This is a genomic window from Rathayibacter sp. AY1C4 (assembly GCF_002932195.1).
Classification (GTDB): domain Bacteria; phylum Actinomycetota; class Actinomycetes; order Actinomycetales; family Microbacteriaceae; genus Rathayibacter.
In genome coordinates this window covers 103,106-109,715 of sequence record NZ_PSWE01000012.1, presented here as the reverse complement: position 1 = coordinate 109,715, position 6,610 = coordinate 103,106, and the positions used below count along the sequence as shown (strand labels likewise).

Genomic DNA, 6,610 nt, shown 5'->3' with positions numbered 1-6,610 from the left:
GCTCGCTGAGGGCGCTCTCGTCCTCGACGAGCAGGATGCTGGTCACGCGTGTTCTCCTATCGGGGCGGTCGCCGCGAAGGGCGTCCGGGCGGGGTCGGCCGTCGGGGTGACGGTCGGCGTCGCGGAGGGAGCGGGGGTCAGCGTCGAGTAGGCCTCGAGGGCGTTCGTCAGGACGGGGACGAGGAGCTCCTTGCCCTGCTCGGAGCCGTACTGGAAGTAGACGGGGAGCAGACCGCCGGGGATCGTGTCGATGTCGTCCATCTGGACGGCCTCGGTGCTGTCGGGGCGGACCTCGGTACGGCCTGGGACGGCGTCGACGGTGTCGCTGGTGCGGCCCGCGGAGCCCTCGTACTGCACCTCGACGCTCAGCGCCTCATCGGTGGAGTTCACGAGCGTCACGATCAGAGTGCCTGCCTCGCCGTCGTCCGAGACGATCATCGCGTTGCGGATGGCGAGATCGCCGATCGTCGCGCCGACTCCGTCGCTCGGGTCGTAGATCTTGCGCGTCGCCTGCGGGGCGACGAGGTTGCAGCCGGCGGTAGCGAGGGCGACGCCGACCGCGAGAACGACGGATGCAGCGATACGCGCCTTCACAGGAACCTCCAGATCGTCGGCCCCGCTCGCCCCGGACAGGGCGACTTCACTGTGCACGAGCCGACACCAGGCTAGCGTAGCGAGCACCGCGGCTCCGCCCGTCCGGACTCCCGTCCCGCTCGGCGCGCATGGTAATCTATCCGCCGCTGAAAGGACGTCGCATGCAGTTCGAGGTCGGAGAGACGGTCGTCTACCCCCATCACGGAGCCGCCACGATCGCCGAGGTGAAGACCCGGACGATCAAGGGCCAGGAGAAGACGTACCTGAAGCTCCGCGTCGCGCAGGGCGACCTCGTCATCGAGGTGCCCGCCGACAACGTCGACCTGGTCGGCGTCCGCGACGTCATCGGCCGCGAGGGCGTCGAGCGCGTGTTCGAGGTCCTGCGCGCCGAGGTCGTCGAGGAGCCGACCAACTGGTCGCGCCGCTACAAGGCCAACCTCGAGAAGCTCGGGTCCGGCGACGTCGTCAAGGTCTCCGAGGTCGTCCGCGACCTCACCCGCCGCGACCGCGACCGCGGCCTCTCAGCGGGGGAGAAGAGCATGCTCGCCAAGGCCCGCCAGATCCTCGTCTCCGAGCTCGCCCTGGCCGAGAAGACCGACGAGGACGCCGCCTCCGTGCTCCTCGACGAGGTCCTCGCATCCTGAACGGTCCGGCCGGCGCGCCGACCGCGGCCGTCGTCGTCGTCGCCGCCGGCAGCGGCACGAGGCTCGGCCGCGAGCGCCCCAAGGCCTACGTCGACTGCGCGGGGCGGACGATCCTCGAGCGCAGCCTGCGCACGGTGCTGCTGCTCGCGGAGCCGGTCCAGATCGTCGTCGTGGCTCCCGCCGCCCTCCTCGAGGAGACGGCCGCTCTCGCGCACGCCGCCGGCGCCCCGGACGGCTCCGTCAGCGTCGTCGCCGGAGGCGCCAGCCGCCAGGAGTCGGTCGCTCGAGGGCTCCGGGCGCTCGGCCCGGCCGTGGAGACGGTGCTCGTGCACGACGCCGCCCGCGCCCTCACGCCCGTCGACCAGTTCGAGCGGGTGATCGCGGCGGTCCGGGAGACGCGCGGTGGAGTGATCCCGGGTCTGCCGGTCACCGACACGATCAAGCGCATCCGCGCCGACGGCGGGATCCTCGGCACGGTGGACCGCTCCGAGCTCGCCGCGGTGCAGACGCCGCAGGGCTTCCCGCGCGCGCTCCTCGACGAGGCCTACGCCTCGGCGGAGGAGGACTTCACCGACGACGCGGCGCTCCTCGCCTCGCGCGGCGGCCCCTCGATCGTCGTCGCCGGCGATCCGCTCGCCTTCAAGATCACCACCCCCTGGGACCTGGCCCGCGCCGAGCAGGTGCTCGCACCGCCGCCCGTCGTCGTCGTGCCGCGCGTCGGCATCGGCACGGACGTGCACGCCTTCGACGACGCGTCGCCGCTCTGGCTCGCCGGGCTGCACTGGCCGGGGGAGCGGGGCCTGTCCGGGCACAGCGACGGCGACCCGGTCGCCCACGCGATCTGCGACGCGCTCCTGGCGGCGGCGGGTCTCGGCGACATCGGCTCCCGCTTCGGCACGGCCGACCCGCGCTTCGCGGACGCCCACGGCGAGGTCTTCCTCCGCGCGACCCGCGAGCTGGTGGAGGCCGCCGGCTTCGCCATCGGCAACGTCTCGGTGCAGCTCATCGGCAACCGCCCGAAGTTCTCGCCGCGGCGCGAGGAGGCGCAGAGGCTGCTCTCGGAGCTGCTCGGCGCACCGGTCAGCGTCGCCGCCACCACCTCGGACGCGCTGGGCTTCACCGGCCGGGGCGAGGGGGTCGCCGCGACCGCGACGGCACTCGTCCTCCCCACCCCCGCTGTCGCCCGGTAGTCCCCGGGCGGAGCCGCCGACCCGGCCGGGAGCGGTCCGCCCGGTAAACTCGCCCGCGTGACTCTGCGACTGCATGACTCGAAGGCCCAGGCCCTCGTCGATTTCGTCCCCCTCCGCGAGAACGAGGTCGGGATGTACGTCTGCGGACCCACCGTTCAGTCCTCGCCCCACATCGGGCACCTGCGCTCCGCCCTCGCCTACGACCAGCTGCGCCGCTGGCTGGCGTACCGCGGCTTCCAGGTCACCCTGGTGCGCAACGTCACCGACATCGACGACAAGATCCTCGCCATGGCCGAGGACGCGCGGCGTCGGGTGCCCGAGGGCGCGCCGGTCGAGCAGTGGTGGGCGCTCGCCTACCGCGTCGAGCTCGAGTTCACCGCCGCGTACACGGCCCTCGGCATCCTCCCGCCGACCTACGAGCCGCGCGCGACCGCGAGCATCGCCGAGATGATCACCCTCATCCAGACCCTGATCGAGCGCGGTCACGCCTACCCGGCGCCCGACGACTCCGGCGACGTCTACTTCGACACGCGGTCCTGGCCGGACTACGGCTCGCTCACCCACCAGCGCCTCGAGAGCATGGAGGCGGCGACCGACGCCGACCCGCGCGGCAAGCGCGACCCGCACGACTTCGCTCTCTGGAAGGGCGCCAAGGCGGAGGAGCCCGAGTCGGCCGCCTGGGCCTCGCCGTGGGGCGCCGGGCGCCCCGGCTGGCACATCGAGTGCTCCGCGATGTCGACGAAGTACCTCGGCACCCAGTTCGACATCCACGGCGGCGGGCTCGACCTGCGCTTCCCCCACCACGAGAACGAGCTCGCCCAGTCCAGCGCCGCCGGCCACGCCTTCGCCAGCTACTGGCTGCACAACGGCCTCGTGTCCGTCATCGGCCAGAAGATGAGCAAGTCGCTCGGCAACTCGGTGTTCGCCTCCGAGCTGCTCGAGGCGGCCCGCCCGCTCGTCGTCCGCTACTACCTCGGCTCGGCCCACTACCGCTCCACCCTCGAGTTCCACGACGGGGCCCTCGAGGAGGCCGAAGCGGCGCTGGAGCGGATCGAGGGCTTCCTCGAGCGCTCCCGCCGCCGCCTCGACGGCACGCGGTTCGCCGCGCTCGGCGAGCCGGTGGTTCCGGAGGAGTTCGCCGAGGCGATGGACGACGACCTGTCCGTCCCGCAGGCCATCGGCGTCCTGCACGAGACCGTGCGCGCCGGCAACGCCGCCCTCGACGCCGAGGACCTCGGCTCCGTCTCGGCCCTGCGCACCCAGGTGCTCGCGATGGCGGCCGTGCTCGGCATCGACCCGGAGGCGCCCGAGTGGGCGCGCTCCGACGACGAACCCTCGTACCGCGCGCTCAGCGTGCTGGTCGACCGCCTGGTCGCCGAACGCCAGACCGCGCGCGAGCAGCGCGACTGGGCGAGCGCCGACCGCATCCGAACCGATCTCGCCGCGGCGGGAATCACGATCGAAGACACCCAGACGGGTGCGCATTGGAGTCTCGATGGCGAATAAGCCCGGCCGCCCCGGAGCGGTCCGAAAGAAGAGCAAGGGCAAGGCCGTCGGTTCCGGCGGTCAGGGCCGTCAGGCCCTCGAGGGCAAGAAGCCCACGCCCAAGGCCGAGGACCGGCCCTACCACCCCGCAGGCAAGGCGAAGCTCGCGCGCGAGCGCTTCGTCGCTGCAGGCGGCAAGGGCCGCCCCGGCGGAGCCCTCTCCGCGGCCGCCCGCGGACAGGGGCGCCCCGCTCCGTCGCGCAAGCCCAAGAGCGGCGACGACTTCGAGATGGTGACGGGCCGGAACTCGGTCCTCGAGGCGTTGCGCGCCAGCATCCCGGCCACCACCCTCTACCTCGCGACCCGCATCGAGATGGACGACCGGGTCAAGGAGGCGCTCAAGATCGCCACCGCCCGCGGCCTTCCCGTACTCGAGGTCATGCGCCCGGAGCTCGACCGCCTCGCCGGCCCCGACTCCGTGCACCAGGGCCTCGTGCTGAAGGTGCCGCCCTACGAGTACGCCCACCCGAGCGACCTGCTCGAGCGCAGCGTCTCCCGCGGAGCGGTCCCCCTCCTCGTCGCCCTCGACGGCATCACCGACCCGCGCAACCTCGGAGCGATCATCCGCTCCGTCGCCGCGTTCGGCGGCCAGGGCGTCATCGTCCCGCAGCGCCGCTCCGTGGGCCTCAACTCCGCCGCCTGGAAGACCTCCGCCGGAGCCGCCGCGCGCATCCCCGTCGCGATGGCGTCCAACCTCACCGCCATGATCAAGGACTTCAAGCGCGCCGGCGTCTTCGTCATCGGACTCGACGGCGACGGCGACGTGATGCTGCCCGGCCTCGAACTCGCCGACCGGCCGCTCCTCGTCGTCGTCGGCAGCGAGGGCAAGGGCCTCTCCCGCCTCGTCACCGAGCAGTGCGACGCCGTCGTCTCCATTCCGATCAGCTCCGCCACCGAATCCCTCAACGCCGGGATCGCGGCGTCGGTCGCGCTCTACGAGATCTCCAAACTCCGCTCCGCCTCCGAGTAGCGCGGGCGCCGGCACGGCGATCTGCGGCGTTGTCGTCGGGCGCGATACCGCCGGTATCGCTTCCTCCTCCGCCTTGCAGCTCCCCGCGCGGGCACCGGCACGGCGATCTGCGGCGTTGTCGTCGGGCGCGATACCGCCGGTATCGCTTCCTCCTCCGCCTTGCAGCTCACCGCGCCGGCACCCGCGCTACGGGTCTGGATGTCACAGGCGCCGCCTGCGGCGAGCGGATCGAGGGGCGCCGCCTGCGGCGAGCGAGCCGGGGGAATGCGAAGAGGGCCCGTGCTGACAGCGCGGGCCCTCTTGCGGTGGTGGGGGGTCAGACGTTCTTCGTCCAGTCGACGTCGGCGTCCTCGTCGGTGAGCTCGGCGTCGCCGGACTCGTCGAGGACGAGGTTCGGGAGGGTCAGCGCCTCGGTGGGAGGAGCGATGACCGTCGCCTCGTCGCGGCGGTGACGCAGGATGTCGTTCACGTAGGCGGTGACCGCCTCCGCCAGGGGGACGTCGCGCGCCTGCTGCTGCGACATGAACCAGCGGTGCTCGAGCAGCTGGTGGAACATCTCGGCCGGCTCCAGGCGGCCCTTGAGATCACGGGGGATCGAGCGGATGACCGGCTCGAACACCTGCGCCAGCCACTCGTGCGCCACCATCTCCTCGTCCAGGCCCTGCTTGTCGTAGGTCGCCGTGTACGAGTCGAGGTCGTTGAGCAGGCGTCGCGCCTGGTTCTCCTGCGCGTCCAGCCCGGTGAGACGGAGCAGCCGCCGCTGGTGGTGGCCGGCGTCGACCACCTTCGGCTGGATGCGCACCGTCGACCCGGCCTCGTCGGTCTTGATCGCGAGCTCCTCGATGTCGAAGCCCAGCTCGTTCAGCCGGTTCACGCGGTCGTTGATCCGCCAGCGCTCCGAGGTCGCGAACGACTCGGCACCGGTCAGCTCCTTCCAGAGGCTGCGGTACGCCGCGACGATTCCGTCGGAGACCGTGATCGGATCGAGGTCGTCGTCGACGCGACCGCCGGCCTCGAGGTCGAGCAGCTCGCCGGCGATGTTGACGCGGGCGATCTCCAGATCGTTCTCGCGCTGGCCGTTCGAGAGGCCGCCCGAGTAGAGCTGCCCGGTCTCCGCATCGACCAGATAGGCGGCGAAGGCGCCGGCATCGCGCCGGAAGAGAGTGTTCGAGAGCGAGACGTCGCCCCAGAAGAAGCCGATCACGTGCAGGCGGACCAGGAGGAGCGCCAGCGCGTCGACCAGGCGGGTCGCCGTGTCCGGCCGCAGCGTCTGCGAGAAGAGCGCCCGGTAGGGGAGCGAGAACTTGAGGTGACGGGTGACGAGCACGGCGGGCAGGGCCTCGCCCTCGTCGTCGGTGCGGTTCGTGATCACCGCGCCCGGAACCACGCACGGCACGTCGAGGCGCTGCAGCGTCTTCAGCATCTCGTACTCGCGCCGCGACATCTCGGCGGTCGTCTCCTTGACGGCGACGACGTGTCCGGAGAGGTGGGCGAAGCGGACCGTGTGCCGCGAGATGCCCTTCGGCAGGGCGGCGATGTACTCGTCGGGCCAGTCGTCGAGCCGCAGGTTCCACGGCAGGTCGAGCAGGGCCGGGTCGACGGTGGCCGAGGTGATGTTCAGGGAGCCGGACATGGTGCGCCGTTCGTGTCGCGTGTCGGACGGTGGG

Annotated in this window: 6 protein-coding genes; 4 read left to right on the top strand and 2 right to left on the bottom strand. The window is 72.1% G+C overall.

Annotated elements, in window-relative coordinates:
* Window positions 1-42: 42 nt before the first annotated feature.
* Window positions 43-594, bottom strand: coding sequence for a hypothetical protein (locus C5C99_RS17105; protein WP_104355311.1), 552 nt, complete (start codon window positions 592-594; stop codon window positions 43-45).
* A gap of 161 nt (window positions 595-755) precedes the next feature.
* On the opposite strand from C5C99_RS17105, the gene C5C99_RS08350 reads away from it, so the two are divergent.
* The 4 genes from C5C99_RS08350 to rlmB are packed head-to-tail and all read left to right on the top strand — an operon-like array spanning window position 756 to window position 4,943.
* The gene (locus tag C5C99_RS08350) at window positions 756-1,238 is read left to right on the top strand and encodes a CarD family transcriptional regulator (protein ID WP_104224589.1); all 483 of its coding nucleotides are present in this window, start codon (window positions 756-758) and stop codon (window positions 1,236-1,238) included.
* On the top strand, window positions 1,232-2,428 hold the full coding sequence (gene ispD, locus C5C99_RS08345) for a 2-C-methyl-D-erythritol 4-phosphate cytidylyltransferase (protein ID WP_104339909.1): 1,197 nt from the start codon (window positions 1,232-1,234) through the stop codon (window positions 2,426-2,428). The genes C5C99_RS08350 and ispD overlap by 7 nt, the downstream gene beginning before the upstream one ends.
* A 57-nt stretch (window positions 2,429-2,485) precedes the next feature.
* A complete protein-coding gene (gene cysS, locus C5C99_RS08340) occupies window positions 2,486-3,934 on the top strand; it encodes a cysteine--tRNA ligase (RefSeq protein WP_104339905.1) in 1,449 nt (482 codons plus the stop codon).
* Window positions 3,924-4,943: a 23S rRNA (guanosine(2251)-2'-O)-methyltransferase RlmB gene (gene rlmB / locus C5C99_RS08335; protein WP_104224591.1), complete on the top strand. Its 1,020-nt coding sequence runs from the start codon at window positions 3,924-3,926 to the stop codon at window positions 4,941-4,943. Before cysS ends, rlmB begins: the two co-directional genes overlap by 11 nt.
* A gap of 316 nt (window positions 4,944-5,259) precedes the next feature.
* Here the strand turns inward: rlmB and C5C99_RS08330 are convergent, their stop codons facing one another.
* Window positions 5,260-6,576 carry a DUF4032 domain-containing protein gene (locus C5C99_RS08330; protein ID WP_104226481.1) on the bottom strand — a complete coding sequence of 439 codons (1,317 nt, stop codon included), beginning with the start codon at window positions 6,574-6,576 and terminating at the stop codon, window positions 5,260-5,262.
* Between the last annotated feature and the right edge of the window lie 34 nt (window positions 6,577-6,610).

What these genes read in the sequence shown, in the direction of transcription:
- rlmB (WP_104224591.1), top strand. Translation starts at nt 3,924, where the DNA reads ATGGCGAATAAGCCCGGCCGCCCCGGAGCGGTCCGAAAGAAGAGCAAG.
- C5C99_RS08330 (WP_104226481.1), bottom strand. Translation starts at nt 6,576, where the DNA reads ATGTCCGGCTCCCTGAACATCACCTCGGCCACCGTCGACCCGGCCCTG.
- C5C99_RS08350 (WP_104224589.1), top strand. Translation starts at nt 756, where the DNA reads ATGCAGTTCGAGGTCGGAGAGACGGTCGTCTACCCCCATCACGGAGCC.